The organism is Candidatus Pelagibacter sp., from assembly GCF_052049575.1.
Classification (GTDB): domain Bacteria; phylum Pseudomonadota; class Alphaproteobacteria; order Pelagibacterales; family Pelagibacteraceae; genus Pelagibacter.
This window is the reverse complement of the sequence record NZ_JBNGZQ010000001.1, coordinates 572,900-587,781: the sequence shown is the minus strand read 5'-3', so window position 1 is coordinate 587,781 and position 14,882 is coordinate 572,900. Positions and strand designations below refer to the sequence as shown.

Sequence of the window (14,882 nt, the reverse complement as noted above, 5' to 3'; positions counted from 1 at the left end):
AAAAGAAATTATTTTTTGACTTGTTTATTTCTTTCAACAAAACTCTCAACGTTCTCCGTCAGAACAGCTTTTTCAACTTGCTCGGGATCTTTTATATTTTCTAAAGTTCTAGTAATTGATCTTGCATCTTTTCCAAAACTATCAACAACTGTCATGGCCTCTTCAAGTTTTTTTCTTAATTTATAGATATTATCAAAATGACTAGAAAATCTCGTACTTATAGTTTTTAAATGATCATAAATTTCTGTTGCGTGTTTTGAAATTTTAAGAGACTGAAAGCCCATGTGTAAAGACTGTAAATAAGCTGAAAGAGTATTTGGGCCACAAATTACTATTTTATATTTTTTCATTAATTCTTGAATTAATAACTCTTTAGTGCTTGGGTCTTGATACTCAGTTAATTCTTTATAAAGACTTTCTGTAGGAGCATACACTATTGCAAAATTTGAAGTTTTAGGTGGAACAATATATTTTTCCATAACACTTTTTGCTTTAGCCTTAAATGCACTTGCTAATTTTGTTCTAGCATCAGCAACTGCCTTCTTATCATCTGCCTCGTGCGCATCTGTAATTGCCTTAAATTTTTCTACTGGAAAATGAGAGTCTACTGGAACCAAAACATCTCCTTGAAGCTTGATTGCAAATTCTACATTTTCACTTGTATCTTCTTTCATTTTGACATTTGTTATATATTGAGACGCAGGTAACAAATCCTTGATTAAAGCATCCAAAGAATATTCAGCCAAAGTTCCATACTTTTTAACCCCAGCTAAAATTTTAGTAATTCCCTCTTGACTTTGATTTAAGAGCTTTACTTGTTCATTAAAATTACCAACCTTCTCATCAACTTTAGTAAGTGCCTCGGTCATATCCTTTGTAACCCCAGTTGATAAAGAATTAAATGAAGTAGACATCGAACTTAGAGATGTATTGATTGTAGAGTTTAAGCTATCTTTTAATCTAATAATTTCCGCATTCAAATTTGCTATTTCATTAGTCTCATCAGCTCTGTTCTCTTTCTTGGCCTTCATATTTAAATACAAAATAGCCAAGATTGCTCCAAACATTAAAATCAAAATTATTAATAAAATTGTGTCCATGATTCGTAAGTTATATTATAAAGGATTTTTATGGAATTATATCTTATTTTGAGAATTATTTTCGGAATAGGGATTCTAATAGCTACTTATGCAATAATAAGAAATTTAGATATCATCAAAATTATTCTTATATACTTTAAAGATAAATTACTTAGAAAGTAATTTAACAAAGTTTTTTAAACCTTTTTTTTTACTATTTTTTTTTGAAGTAAAAATACAAGCTTGAGATTTTAAGATTTCTCCATCTTTCAATATACGTAGGTTATTCGCTCTAAGAGTCTCACCTGTAGATGTTATGTCTGTAATTAATTCAGCTGAACCAGTAAAAGGGTACGCCTCAGTTGCTCCTAAACTATCAACTAACTTAAATTGAGTAACACCTTTAGAAAATAAAAAATCCCTAGTTAGATTTGGATACTTAGTTGCAACTCTTAATCTTTTTTTCTTTTTATCTCTAAATTCAAATGCAATTTCTTCTAGGTCAGCTATTGTTTGAACATCGATCCAAGGATCAGGTATAGCTACAACTAGATTAGCATTTCCAAAATCAAGTTTTTTAATAACATTTATTTTGTTTTGGGTATTTATCTTACTTTCTTTTAATAAATCAAAACCAGAAAAGCCAATATCTAAAGAGCCATCTCCTAATCTTTCAATAATTTCTCTAGCGTGCAAATATAAAATTTTTATGCTTAATTTATTTTTTATTGAACCTATCAAATCTCTTTCCCCTCGCTCAGAAATAAGCTTTAATCTTTTTTTAGTAAAAATTTTTAAAACATCTTTTCTTAACCGTCCCTTGCTTGGTATTCCTATATTTATTAAATTTTTCATAATTATTGATTTAAATTAAAAGCTGCTCCAACTGCTGGTGTTTGTTTTTTTGAACCAAGATCAGAAATTAATTTGTCATAACGACCACCATTACAACAATTAATAATTTTTGACTTTAATTTGATGTCTATTTTAAAAACTATGCCAGTGTAATACTCTAATTGTCTACCAAAGGCTGATGAAAAAACCACATTCAATTTAGATATTTTATTTTTTGAGACAGGAAAATATTTCTGGTCAACAAAAAGGTTTATTTTATGTTTTTTAAAAAATTTATTTAATTCCTTTGCAGCTTTATTTATTGGACATTTAATTTTTAGAAACTCTTTAATGATTTTCGATGTATTACTTCCTTTACTTGTTCTTCTTGGATCCTTAATCTTTTTATCAAACCTTTCTAAAATTTCTTTTAATGTCCTACCTGCAACAATTGATGATTGATTATCCTTTAACATTTTTAAATATCGTTTTTTATCAACTTCAACAATAGTTGGATCTACATCAGAATTTGTCTCTAATCTTTTTAGTAAATCACTGAAATAATCTTCTCGCCAAAAATGTCTTGTAAGTCTTAATTTCCATCTTTTCGGTATATCTAATTTAGATATTAGAAGATTAAAAATTTCCACATTGCCAATAGTAAGTGTGCCAGTTGAGTATTTCAAATTTTTTAGTGATTTAAGTGATGTATTTATTATTTCTTTGTCATCATTTTTTTCATCTTTTGATCCTATAATCTCAAAACCAACTTGATTTCGGATTATAGAGTCCTTTTTATTTTGAGATTTTCTATAGGCCTGTCCGCTATAAAATATTTTTTCTTTGCCCTTTAAATTGTTTTCTAAATATCTAAGACAAGAAGCAATGGTAAGGTCAGGTCTTAAACATAATTCATTACCTGTCTGATCTGTAAATGAAAAAATAAATTTTCTAAAACTTTCACCAGATCTTTGAACTATATGATTAGTCTCAATAACTGATGGTAATTCAATATATTTAAATCCTTTAGATTGAACTGATCTAAGGATTTTGTTAGATAAATTTTTTGATTTCATTTATTAAATTTTCTTTTGGAAATGTAATTTGGTTATTCTCCCCTTTAGCCCCAAGCAGATTTTTTAATGTTATTTTATTATCTTTAAATTCATTTTCACCACAGATAACTGCAACTGGACACTCTCTTTTGTTAGCATAATTAAGTTGCTTACCTAGATTTTTTTTACTATCCAAAAATATTTCAGAATTGATATTATTTTTTCTTAAATTGTCTAAAATTTCGTAATAATTTTTTAAATATTTTTCATCCATTACACAAACAATAACTGGATTTTGTATATCAACTTCTATTTGATTTAATTGCATCATTGCAAATAGCAATCTATCAACGCCAATACTTACACCTGTCCCAGGAATATCTACACCCTTAAATCTCGAAATTAATTTATTATACTGTCCACCTGAGCAGATACTTCCAATATCAACTTCCTTGCCTTTAATATTTTTTGCTTTAAAATTTAGATTGGTTTCAACACAAAACCCATCATAATAATCTAAACCTCTAACTATGGTAAAATTAGTTTTTACTTGATCAGAATAATTTCCAAAGTTTAAAACTTCAAATAATTCTTCTAACTCTTCAATGCCCTCTTGGGTAACAGGATTTTTAAAATTTTTTTTAAGTTCCTTTAAATCTTTAATCCTTAAAAAATTTAAGATTTTCGAAGCTTGTACATCACTTAGGTTCGCACCTTTTGTTATAGCTCCACTTTTATCTTTTCTTTCTTTTTTTAATAATTCTTCAACACCCTTTAAACCAAAACCTGGTTTATCGAGTTTATCTATAGCTCTCATTACTTTGATTTGTTTATCTTTTTCGATTTTCAAATCCTCAATCAGACCTTGAACGATTTTTCTGTTACTGACATTAATAGTAAACTGATCTTTTTTTAAACCACAATCTACTAAAGTATTTGAGATCAAATTACACAGTTCAGCATTGGCTTGGGCTGGATTAACGTTTCCAACTATATCACAATCTGCTTGGGTAAATTCCCTATACCTAGCATTTCCAGATTTTTCATTTCTAAATACATTTTGAATTGCATATCTTTTATATATTGAAGGAAGCTCTTGATTATTTTGTGCAACAAATCTAGCAAGTGGACTTGATAAGTCATATCTTAAAGTAATATTCTTTTCACCATCATCGAATGTAAACACATCAGACATAGGATTATTCTCGTCCTCTGCAAGAAAGGACCCTATATTTTCACTAATTTCAAATGATGGTGTTTCTAATGGATCAAATCCATATTTTATAAAATTTTTCTCAATAACCCTTAATAGTCTTTTTTTGAGAAGTAATTTTTTATTCCATCTATCTTCAAAACCTGAGGGTAATCCAGGAATTAATTTATTTTCTTTATTCATTTTTTGGTACCTTGAGTAGGTTACGCTCCTACGACTTCGGATCCACAAACCGACGTGATACTATTTCACCATCAAGGCATATCCTTTTTTGTTTTATCTTATTTTGTTGTTATTTAAAATTATAATATAAGTGATTATTCGCTAGCTTTAGCCAGCGTGGAAATGAGCGTGCACACCTCTATTACTTCCTCTAAGAGCTAGTCTAAGAGTACCTGAGTTTAATTTGTAATTGATCTCATTTTTATTCATGAGCAGCGTTTTAGACAAAAATTGAAATTATTCAACCCTAAAAAGAAAAGGACGTTTTCTTATTTCTGAGAAAACGCCCTTGTAAAATTTTTAAATTAATCTAATTTTTTTAAGTTTACTGCTGAAGGGCCTTTTGGGCCATCCTCTAAAGTAAATTCTAATTTATCTCCTTCATTAAGAAATCTCATTCCTGCAGCTTTTACTGCGCTGGCATGAACAAAGGCATCTTTTTCTTTATCGTCTCTTTCTATAAAGCCATAACCTTTTTTGCCATTAAACCATTTTACTTTTCCTTGAATTGTACTCATCTTTTACTCGTCCTTTTTGTTATTTATTTAAGGTAGAAGTTAATTTCTTTGTATATTAATTTCAAGATATTTTGGTGGTGCCTCGGGAAGGATTCGCACCTCCGACACAAGCCTTTTCAGGGCTCTGCTCTACTCCTGAGCTACCGAGGCAAAAAGTTAACCTCTAAAGATAATTCTACCTTTAGTAAGGTCATAAGGTGTCATTTCTACAGTCACATTATCACCTTGTAATACTCGAATTCGGTTTTTTCTTAACTTACCTGCGGTATGTGCTGTCACTACATGACCGTTTTCCAATTGAACTCTAAACATAGCATTAGGTAACAGGTCAGTTACTTTACCCTTAAATTCAAGCAAATCTTGTTTCGACAAATTTATTTACTCCCAATTCGTTTTTTCACAGATTGAGCGTGTGCCGCCAACCCTTCATAATTTGCAAGAGTTATAACTGATGGTCCAAGCTTTTCAATACCCTTTTTTGATAAGTTTATATATGAAATTCTTTTGTAAAATTCATTAACACTTATACCGCTTGAAAATTTAGCAGATCCATTAGTTGGTAATATATGGTTTGAACCAGCATTATAGTCAGTCATTGCCATCACAGCATATTTTCCTAAACAAATAGAACCAGCATTTTTAATTCTTGAAATAAAAGATTTGTAATTTTTTACATTTAATTCTAAATGCTCTGGAGCGATTTTATTCACAATATCAATTATTTTTTTATCTGAGTTTACTTTAATTAAAATTCCATTATTTGATAAACTTTTTTTTGCGATAGCTGTTCTTGAAATTTTTTTTAATTGTTTAGAAATTTCTTCCTTGGTTTGAATAATTAAGTCTTTACTTTTAGAAATTAAAATACATTGAGCAAGTTCATCATGTTCTGCTTGACCAATAAGATCGCTTGCTATCCAGCCTGGATTTGAAAATCTATCACCAACAACGGTTACTTCCGATGGTCCAGCTATCATTCCCTCAACACCAACGTCCCCAAAAACTTCTTTTTTAGCAGCTGCTACATACTTATTACCAGGACCCACAATCTTATTCACTCTATTAATTTTTTTTGTTCCATAAGCAACTGCTGCAATCGCTGATGGACCACCAATAGAATATATTTCTTTAATTTTGCATTTTTTAGCTGCATACAGTACTGCAGCATTTTGTTTTCCTTTGTATCCTGGATTAATCATAATTATTCTTTTTACTCCTGCAACTATCGCAGGGATAGCATTCATTAAAACACTTGAAGGATAAGACGCTGATGATCCTGGCACGTAAATTGCAACAGATTCGATTGGTAGAAATTTATATTCTAATTTATTTTTTAATTTATCTATGTAAGAAATATTTTTAAATTTTTGTAATGAGTGAAACTTGTAAATTCTTGAATAAGCTAGATCGATAGCATTTTTTACTTTAGGATCTAGAGAATTTATAGATTGTTTAATTTGACTAAAACTAGGTTTAATTACTCTATTCTGGTTAAATTTCTTCTCATATTTTAACAATGCTTTGTCACCATTTTTTTTTACATCATTAATTATTTTAATAACAGAGACAGAGCTCGTTTGAACTTTAGTTTTTCTTCTTAATAATAAATCATCTAACTTTTTATTAAAATTTCTTAATTTACTATCTAATATTTTCATATTTGTTCAATCTCATTTTGATCCTCTAACCTTACCTCAATCGTCTCTGTAGTCAAAACAATGTGACTATTATTATCAAAAATTAAATTTATTTCATAATCATCTTTATTTTTCAAATAGTCGATGCCAATTAAGTTTAGTATTTTTTCTTTATTTTCTTGATCGATATTTTTAGATTTGACCTTATCAACAAAATCAAATCTGCAAATACTGTTTATTTTCTTATTCATTTGATCAGACTCAATTTTAGTTCTCTCGATTGATAATAGAAAAACTTTGCTTGATGCTAAATACTTAATATTATCAACTTTTGTTTTTGAGCCAGCGATACATGCAGATATCACTTGTAAGCCCTCTTGATCGTTTGCAATTATCTTTGCTAGATATTTAACCATTTTTTTGTCTTCTAATTCGTACCCCAATTTTTTTGAGTTTATTTTCAATGCCCTCGTAGCCTCGATCTAAGTGATAAATTCGATTTATTGTTGACTTACCTTTAGAAACCATTGCCGCTAAAACAAGAGAAACTGAAGCGCGTAAGTCACTAGACATTAATTCAGCACCAATAAACTTTGTATTTCCCTCGATTATAGCTTCATTTCTATTAATATTTATTTTTGCCCCAAGCCTACGAAGTTCAGCAACATGCATAAATCTATTTTCAAAAATATTTTCAGTTATAGAACCTTTTCCATTGGCAAGGCACATTATAACCATAAGTTGTGATTGCATATCAGTAGAAACTCCTGGATATTCTTTTGTTTTGATATTCTTAATCGACTTGATATTTTCAGGGCCTTTAATAAAAATTTTTTTGTTTTTAATTTTAATTTTTGCGCCAAATTTTTTTAACAAATTCAGCTCTGTTTTAATAATTTTAGCATCAAAATTTAATATTTCTAAATTTCCTTTTCCAACTGTAGCTGCAACACAAAAAGTGCCTGCCTCAATCCGGTCAGGCATAACTGAGTACTCTGTCTTATTCAGAGAGTCTACTCCAATAATTTTACACTTTCTTCCACTCCAAGTAATTTTTGCTCCAGCCAAGTTTAAAAAATTTGTAAGATCCTTAATTTCGGGCTCTACAGCACAATTTTTTAGAATCGTAGTCCCATTTGCTAAACAAGCTGCAATTATAGAATTTTCTGTAGCTCCTACACTAATTTTTGGAAATCTAAAAACCTTTCCATTCAATTTACCTTTAGATTTTGCCAAAATATATCCATCCTTTAAAACATAATTCATTCCAAGCTTTTTTAAAGCATCTAAATGATAGTTGATTGGTCTTGCGCCAATCAAACAACCACCTGGTAAGGATATTTTTGACTTATGATATTTTGCGATTAAAGGTCCTAATACTAAAATTGAACCTCTCATAGTTTTTACAAGAGAATAACTTGCGAAAGTTTTTATTCTATCTTTATTGTGTATTTTAGCGACTCTTTTATCTTTAGATAAGATTATTTTTGAGCCAAGAGATTTTAACAAACTAAGCATTGTGTCAATGTCTTTTACTTTTGGCAAATTTCTAATTGTGACAGGTTGATCAAATAAAAGTGTCGCTGCTAAGATTGGCAATGAAGAATTTTTTGATCCTGAAATTTTTACTCTACCCTTTATTTTACAAGGGCCTTCTATAGAAAACTTGTCCATAATTTACTTTTTAATCTTAGCAACTTGAATTGTAGTTTGACCCTGATATTTGCCGTTCTTAGATTTATAAGTTGTTTCGGGTTGAGTATCTGATTTAAAAAATAAAAATTGTGCAATTCCCTCGTTAGAATAGATTTTTGCTGGATTTGGAGTTGTGTTACTTAGCTCAATAACAATATTTCCCTCAAATTCATTTTCGATTGGAGTTACATTGCAAATAATACCGGTTCTAGCATAAGTACTTTTTCCAACACAAATACATAAAACATCTTTTGGTATCCTGAAATATTCAACCGTTTTTGCCAAGACGAATGAATTAGGTGGGATAATACAATATGGCCCTTTTCTCTCAATGAAATTATCATCAGAAAAATTTTTAGGATCTACTAAAGAACTATTTACATTTGTAAATATTCTGTATTCATCAGAAATTCTCACATCATAACCCATGCTGCTTAATCCATAGGATATCTTTCCCTCAGAAACTTGATGATCAAGAAATGGATCTATCATTTTGTGCTCTTTGCACATTTTTTTTATCCAAGTATCAGGCTGGATAGACATTATTTACTTTTTTTTTTATTTTTTCTTTGAAAAAGTTTTCTTTTTTTTAAGTTTTTCTTTAGAGCTAAACTTAAACGCTCATTTTTATCTTTTACAATCATTCTTTATTTGGATTTGTAAGAAAATCTAGAGTAATTGGTTTAGATGCGTCTAAAACTTTGTCTTCATTATTTTTTTTAACACCTTCTTTTGCTAAACGTTTAGCTTTTTTTTCAGCAAGTTTTTTTTCTCTTTTTGCTTGCTTTTCCATCAGTTTAGCACTTTTAGTAGATTTATAATCGTAATGAATGCCCATAAAAATTTTCCTCAATAGATATAGATCATATTACACAAAAAATTAAGGCAATAATTTGAAAAAATGCATTATTATTAATAAAATACAATTTGTAATAATCGCTCCTGTAGTTAAATGGCATAACAAGTCCTTGGTAAGGACTAGTTCCCTGGTCAGTACAGGGTGGGAGCACCACTAATTTTTATAAAATAACTTTCTAAAAAAAATTGTAATTAAGACTAAAAATATAAATGCTAAAATTGGTATATATATATCTGGAGAAAAAATTACATCAGTTATTTTAGGGATTTGAGCGTTATCTTGAATAATTTTTTCAAGTCCATCACCAATCGAAACAGAGAGAAAAATTTGAGGAATAACTCCAATTAATGTTGCAAAAAAAAAGTTAGATATTTTTACATTAAAAAGAGTTGGAAGAAGACAGCTTAATTGCCATGGAACTCCACCGATAAATCTATAAATCAATAAATAAATAAATTCTGAATTTTTAAATTTATTTTCAAGTGTTTGAAATCTATTCAAAAACTTTTCTCTTATAAAATCTTTCAAAAAATAATTTCCAAAAATATAAAGAAAAGTAGCACCGATGCTCAACCCTAAAACTACAATAAGGGTACCAATCCATTTACCTAAAATGAAACCTCCAATAAGAGCAATAGGTGATCCAAATCCTAAAAATGGAAATACCCACAATATTGTAAAAAGCAAAAAAATTATCGACAGCAAAAATAGGTTTGAACTTTTAATTTCATCAAAATATAATCTATTATCTCTTATAAAATCGTATGAAGTTATTTCTTGGAGACTAAATTTTGAAAAAAACAAAAATAAAAATATTATTATTAAAGTTAAGTAAGATAATCCTATAAATAATTTAATTTTTTTAGTTTTTTCCATTATTAACTATCCTATTTATAAAATCTTATATTTGCTATTTATATATTTACTTACTATAAAGGTCGAAATTTAATAAAAATTAAAATCACTTTTATGAAAAGAACATACCAGCCTTCTAAAATAAAAAGAGCTAGAAAACATGGCTTTAGGTCAAAAATGAAGACAAAAGGTGGTAGAAAACTTTTAGCTAGAAGAAGATCTAGAGGCAGAAAATCTTTAACCGTTTCAAGTTAGACAATGAAAAGCAAAATACTTGCTCTTTCAAAAAACGAAGAATTTAAAAGCCTTCTTAAAAATAAAAAAATATCAAACAAATATGTTACAATATTTTTTGGTGTTCTTAGTAATAAAGATGAAAAAAAATTAAATATTTCATTCGTAACAAAGAAAAAAATTGGAAATGCAGTTAATAGGAATAAAATTAAAAGAAGACTAAGAAATATTATGAATGACGCATGTAAGGAAACATCAATAAATCTTAAGTATTCATATCTTGTTATTGCTAAGCCAACTATGCTAAATAATGAATTTAAATTAATAAAAGAAACCTTGTTTCAAGAATTTAATAAAATAAAAAAATGAATATTTTTACACACATATTAATCAAATTTATTAAATTCTATAAATATTTAATCAGTCCTTTAATTGGTCCCTCGTGCAGATATCTGCCAACTTGCTCCGAATATAGCATTGAGGCTCTCAAAACTTACGGTTTTGTAAAAGGTTTATCGCTTAGTTTTAAAAGAATTATATCATGCCATCCATGGGGAAATAGTGGATTTGATCCAGTTAAAAAAGAAGTAAAAGTAAAAAAATAATGGACTCAAAAAATACAATAGCAGCTATAGCATTATCCTCAGCAGTAATAGTTTTATATTCATTATTTTTTGTTCCTGAAAAGTCATCAACAAGTCAAAATCCTGTTGAAAAAGAAAAAATTGAACAAAGTACTGATACACCAAGCTTAGAAAAAAAAGAGACTCTTATTGAGATTTCAAGGAAAGATGCATTAATTGAAAGTGAAAGAGTTAAGTTTGAAAACTCTAATGTGATTGGCACAATATCTTTAAAGGGCGCAGCAATAGATGATTTAACTTTTAAAAATTATAATGTTGAACTTGAGGGTGATGAAAAAATAATATTATTAGGGCCTAGAAATATTAAAGAAGGTTATTTAATTGAGAGTGGATTTGTAACTTCTGACAAAAATATAGATATTCCAACATCTGAGACTATCTGGTCTATAAAAGGAAATAAAAAATTGACAGAGAATTCTCCAATTAAATTATCTTGGACCAATGATCAGGGAATTACCTTTGAAAAAGAAATTTCTTTAGATGATAAATATTTATTTTCGATTAAGCAGAGAGTTATTAACAAAACAAGTGGAAAATATGACTTTTATTCTTATGGCCAAATTATAAGAAATGAGATCCCAGACATAATAGACTTTTTAATTCTTCATGAAGGGTTAATTGCAACTTTAGATGATGAATTAATTGAGGAAGATTATGACGATATTCAAGAGAAAAAGTTTACAAAAACTGCTCAAAAAGGCTGGTTGGGAATAAGTGATAAATACTGGATTACTTCACTGATACCTCCACAAAATAAAGAGTTTAAAACAACATTTGATTATAAAGATAAATTTAGAGCGAATTTTATTGCAACTGAACCACTTGAATTGGGTCCAAATAATTCTATTGAGGAAGATTTACAAATAATAGTTGCTGCTAAAAGAGTGGATGTCATTGATGGCTATGCAAAAAGTCTTGCTATAGATAAGTTTGACTTGGTAATTGATTGGGGTTTTTTATATTTCATAACAAAACCTCTATTTTTTGGTATTGATTATTTTTTCAAACTACTTGGTAATTATGGATTGGCCATTATAGCTATAACAATTTGCATACGTTTAGTTTTCTTTCCCTTGGCAAATTTTTCTTTTAGAAGCATGGCAAAAATGAAAGCTCTCACTCCAGAAATGGTAAGATTAAAGGAGCTTCACAAAAATGATAAGATGAAATTACAACAAGAAATGATGGCACTTTATAAAAAAGAAAAAGTCAACCCGATGTCTGGATGTCTTCCAATTCTTGTTCAAATACCAGTATTTTTTGCTTTGTATAAAGTTTTATTCGTTACGATAGAAATGAGACATATGCCTTTTTATGGGTGGATACATGATTTAAGTGAACGTGACCCTACAAGTATATTCAATATTTTTGGTTTATTGCCCTATGATGTCCCAAGTTTCCTAGTTATTGGAGCGTGGCCCGTGGCGATGGGAATTTCGATGTATATACAACAGAAATTAAATCCTGCTCCTACTGATCCTATGCAAGCTAAAATATTTATGTTCTTTCCACTCTTTTTGACCGTAATATTAGCGCCCTTTCCAAGTGGCTTAGTAATTTATTGGACTGTAAATAATATTTTAACTATGGCCCAACAAGTATTCATTATGAAAAGGACTACGGTCAAAACTGTCACTTAAAAAATTAATTATTACACAATAATAAAAATGGATTTAAAAAAAATACTTCCAAAAAATGGACCACCAATTAATGAAGTGTCTAAATACATAGAAAAATATAAAAATGACCTCATAGTAATAAAATACGGAGGAAATGTTTTTATAGATAGAAATATCTTTGACAATTTTATAACAGATATAAATATACTCAGTAAGTTAGGTATATCGTTTGTAGTCGTTCATGGTGGAGGTCCAAGAATAAAAAGAGAACTAGATAAATCAAATATTCAATCAAAATTTATTAGAGGTTTAAGAGTAACAGATAAAAAGATAATAAATGTTGTTGAGTCAGTATTGATTGATTTTAATAATGATATTGTTGATTCTTTAAAAAAATTTGGCACTGATGCAGTCTCAATTCATACAAAAAAAAACAATATAATTGAGGTAACGCCAGAATCAAAAGAACTGGGTTTTGTAGGAATGCCTAAGAAAATTAATAATGATCTTATAAAAAAAATTCTTAATCAAAATCAAGTTCCAATAGTTTCACCACTGGGCTTAGGAAATGATAATCATCCATATAATATTAATGGTGATACAGCTGCTGGTGCGATCGCAAAGTCATTAAAATCCAGAAGATTACTATTAATGACCAATGTAGAAGGAGTTCTAGATAAAGACAAAAAACTAATTAATGAGATTACTTCAACAGAAGTTTTAAAAATGATTGAAAATAATATTATCACAGAGGGAATGATACCTAAAATAAATACTTGTTTAGATGCAGTTAAAAATGGGGTTACAGCAGTAGGTATAATTGATGGAAGAAAGCAACACTCTATATTGTTTGAAATTTTTTCCGACAAGGGTTCTGGGACTTTGATAAGAAAATGAAAAATTTTAAAGACATGAAATATCTTCTATTGGATCTTGATGGGGTTTGTTACGGAAAACACAATAATTATTCCCTTGAAAGAGTATTTGGTCAAGTTTCCAAAAGAATGACAATGTTTATATCTGAAAGACTAAAAATAAATATGGAAGAAGCAAAAAAATTACAGACAAATTATTTCTACAAATATAATACAAGCTTAAATGGTTTAATGATACATCATGATATACCACCAGAAGAATTCTTAAAATATGTCCACACAATAGATCTTTCATTTATGAAAGAAGACAAAATAATGAGGAATGAACTTGAAAAATTAGACATGGAAAAGTTTATTTTTACTAATGGAAGCGCTGAGCATGCTGAAAATATTTTAACTCATTTAGGTGTTTATGATCTTTTTGGAAGGGATAAAGTTTTTGATATTAAAGACGCTGGGTATGTGCCAAAACCTGAGGCTCAAACTTTTGATTTAATGGTTAAAAAATTTGGATTAAATCCAAAAGAAACCATTTATATAGAAGATATCGCAAAAAACCTGAGTATTGGTTATGAACGAGGCTGTGCAACTGTTTGGTTAATTAACGATGAACATTTTGGTAAGATAGATTCTGATAAAGATTATATTTCTCATAAAATTGAAAATCTGTCTTTATTTCTTAAAGAAATAAGGTTATTAAAAAGTCAATAAATTATGTCTATAGAAAAAATTATAAATGATGCTTGGGAAAATAAAGATCAAGTTAATCAGAATTCAGATAAATCACTTAAAGATGCAATAAATCAGGTTATAAGTGACTTAGATAGTGGTAAATCTCGGGTGGCTGAAAAAGTTAATGGTGAATGGATAACTCACCAGTATTTGAAAAAAGCAATTATGTTAAGTTTCCGGATCTATCCAATGGAAAATTTAAATGGTCCATATAGTAGTTGGTACGACAAATCACATTTATTAAAAGGAAAAACTGCTGGATGGACAAAAGAGGACCATGAGAGAGCTGGTTTTAGAATGGTTCCTAATTCTCCAGTAAGAAAAGGATCCTTCGTTGGTAAAAACGCTGTACTTATGCCATGCTATGTTAACATAGGTGCATATATAGATGAGGGGACAATGATTGATACTTTTGCAAGGGCGGGTAGCTGTTGTCAGATCGGAAAGAATTGTCATATATCTGCTGGCTCAGGTGTTGGCGGCGTGTTAGAACCTGCTCAAGCACTTCCAACAATAATCGAGGATAATGTTTTTCTAGGAGCGATGTCTGAAGTAGTGGAGGGAGTAATTGTTGGTGAGGGGTCAGTTTTAAGTATGGGAATGTATATAGGTCAATCAACCAAAATAGTTGATAGAAAAACAGGTGAAATCTCTTACGGCAAAATTCCGCCTTATTCAGTCGTAGTTCCAGGATCTTTACCTGATAAAAATAATTCATCTGCGCCATCTTTGTATTGTGCAGTTATAATTAAACAGGTAGATGAGAAAACAAGATCAAAAACATCTATAAATGACCTCTTAAGAGATTAAG

At 29.2% G+C, this 14,882-nt stretch carries 19 protein-coding genes and 1 tRNA gene; 7 read left to right on the top strand and 13 right to left on the bottom strand.

Annotation, left to right across the window (positions count from 1 at the left end; translation table 11 throughout):
- Positions 1-8: 8 nt before the first annotated feature.
- The 13 genes from ACTT9C_RS03105 to ACTT9C_RS03045 form a co-directional block, all read right to left on the bottom strand.
- Positions 9-1,100, bottom strand: a complete 1,092-nt coding sequence (locus tag ACTT9C_RS03105; protein WP_440923042.1) for a DNA recombination protein RmuC — start codon at positions 1,098-1,100, stop codon at positions 9-11.
- Positions 1,101-1,247: 147 nt separating this feature from the next.
- Complete coding sequence (hisG, locus tag ACTT9C_RS03100) at positions 1,248-1,937, bottom strand: ATP phosphoribosyltransferase (protein WP_440923119.1); 690 nt, start codon at positions 1,935-1,937, stop codon at positions 1,248-1,250.
- On the bottom strand, positions 1,937-2,989 hold the full coding sequence (locus tag ACTT9C_RS03095) for an ATP phosphoribosyltransferase regulatory subunit (protein WP_440923041.1): 1,053 nt from the start codon (positions 2,987-2,989) through the stop codon (positions 1,937-1,939). Before ACTT9C_RS03095 ends, hisG begins: the two co-directional genes overlap by 1 nt.
- Positions 2,967-4,364 (bottom strand): histidine--tRNA ligase, encoded by a 1,398-nt coding sequence (hisS, locus tag ACTT9C_RS03090; protein WP_440923040.1) that lies wholly within the window; start codon positions 4,362-4,364, stop codon positions 2,967-2,969. The genes ACTT9C_RS03095 and hisS overlap by 23 nt, the downstream gene beginning before the upstream one ends.
- A gap of 344 nt (positions 4,365-4,708) precedes the next feature.
- On the bottom strand, positions 4,709-4,921 hold the full coding sequence (locus tag ACTT9C_RS03085; protein WP_085146969.1) for a cold-shock protein: 213 nt from the start codon (positions 4,919-4,921) through the stop codon (positions 4,709-4,711).
- A 75-nt stretch (positions 4,922-4,996) separates the two neighbouring features.
- Positions 4,997-5,071, bottom strand: a tRNA-Phe gene (locus tag ACTT9C_RS03080).
- Between the two features lie 6 nt (positions 5,072-5,077).
- The gene (gene infA / locus ACTT9C_RS03075) at positions 5,078-5,293 is read right to left on the bottom strand and encodes a translation initiation factor IF-1 (protein WP_075535637.1); all 216 of its coding nucleotides are present in this window, start codon (positions 5,291-5,293) and stop codon (positions 5,078-5,080) included.
- A 2-nt stretch (positions 5,294-5,295) separates the two neighbouring features.
- A complete protein-coding gene (gene hisD / locus ACTT9C_RS03070; RefSeq protein ID WP_440923039.1) occupies positions 5,296-6,579 on the bottom strand; it encodes a histidinol dehydrogenase in 1,284 nt (427 codons plus the stop codon).
- On the bottom strand, positions 6,576-6,974 hold the full coding sequence (locus ACTT9C_RS03065; RefSeq protein ID WP_440923038.1) for a DUF2948 family protein: 399 nt from the start codon (positions 6,972-6,974) through the stop codon (positions 6,576-6,578). Before ACTT9C_RS03065 ends, hisD begins: the two co-directional genes overlap by 4 nt.
- A complete protein-coding gene (gene murA, locus ACTT9C_RS03060) occupies positions 6,967-8,232 on the bottom strand; it encodes a UDP-N-acetylglucosamine 1-carboxyvinyltransferase (RefSeq protein WP_440923037.1) in 1,266 nt (421 codons plus the stop codon). Before murA ends, ACTT9C_RS03065 begins: the two co-directional genes overlap by 8 nt.
- Before the next feature lie 3 nt (positions 8,233-8,235).
- Positions 8,236-8,796 carry a dCTP deaminase gene (gene dcd / locus ACTT9C_RS03055; protein WP_440923036.1) on the bottom strand — a complete coding sequence of 187 codons (561 nt, stop codon included), beginning with the start codon at positions 8,794-8,796 and terminating at the stop codon, positions 8,236-8,238.
- Positions 8,797-8,893: 97 nt separating this feature from the next.
- Positions 8,894-9,091 (bottom strand): hypothetical protein, encoded by a 198-nt coding sequence (locus ACTT9C_RS03050; RefSeq protein WP_440923035.1) that lies wholly within the window; start codon positions 9,089-9,091, stop codon positions 8,894-8,896.
- 174 nt (positions 9,092-9,265) lie between these two features.
- Positions 9,266-9,988, bottom strand: a complete 723-nt coding sequence (locus ACTT9C_RS03045) for a TVP38/TMEM64 family protein (RefSeq protein ID WP_440923034.1) — start codon at positions 9,986-9,988, stop codon at positions 9,266-9,268.
- Between the two features lie 93 nt (positions 9,989-10,081).
- Here ACTT9C_RS03045 and rpmH point away from each other — a divergent pair, with 93 nt between their 5' ends.
- Genes rpmH through dapD form a run of 7 tightly spaced genes read left to right on the top strand, consistent with a single transcriptional unit; the run spans position 10,082 to position 14,881 of the window.
- Positions 10,082-10,222 carry a 50S ribosomal protein L34 gene (rpmH, locus tag ACTT9C_RS03040; RefSeq protein ID WP_440923033.1) on the top strand — a complete coding sequence of 47 codons (141 nt, stop codon included), beginning with the start codon at positions 10,082-10,084 and terminating at the stop codon, positions 10,220-10,222.
- Between the two features lie 3 nt (positions 10,223-10,225).
- Entirely contained in the window at positions 10,226-10,570 is a 345-nt protein-coding gene (gene rnpA / locus ACTT9C_RS03035) for a ribonuclease P protein component (RefSeq protein ID WP_440923032.1), read from the top strand.
- Positions 10,567-10,806 (top strand): membrane protein insertion efficiency factor YidD, encoded by a 240-nt coding sequence (gene yidD, locus ACTT9C_RS03030; protein ID WP_440923031.1) that lies wholly within the window; start codon positions 10,567-10,569, stop codon positions 10,804-10,806. Before rnpA ends, yidD begins: the two co-directional genes overlap by 4 nt.
- On the top strand, positions 10,806-12,485 hold the full coding sequence (yidC, locus tag ACTT9C_RS03025; protein ID WP_440923030.1) for a membrane protein insertase YidC: 1,680 nt from the start codon (positions 10,806-10,808) through the stop codon (positions 12,483-12,485). Before yidD ends, yidC begins: the two co-directional genes overlap by 1 nt.
- A gap of 27 nt (positions 12,486-12,512) precedes the next feature.
- The gene (gene argB / locus ACTT9C_RS03020; RefSeq protein WP_440923029.1) at positions 12,513-13,361 is read left to right on the top strand and encodes an acetylglutamate kinase; all 849 of its coding nucleotides are present in this window, start codon (positions 12,513-12,515) and stop codon (positions 13,359-13,361) included.
- Complete coding sequence (locus tag ACTT9C_RS03015; protein ID WP_440923028.1) at positions 13,358-14,050, top strand: pyrimidine 5'-nucleotidase; 693 nt, start codon at positions 13,358-13,360, stop codon at positions 14,048-14,050. The genes argB and ACTT9C_RS03015 overlap by 4 nt, the downstream gene beginning before the upstream one ends.
- Positions 14,051-14,053: 3 nt before the next feature.
- Positions 14,054-14,881, top strand: coding sequence for a 2,3,4,5-tetrahydropyridine-2,6-dicarboxylate N-succinyltransferase (dapD, locus tag ACTT9C_RS03010; protein ID WP_440923027.1), 828 nt, complete (start codon positions 14,054-14,056; stop codon positions 14,879-14,881).
- The last annotated feature ends 1 nt before the right edge of the window (position 14,882 follow it).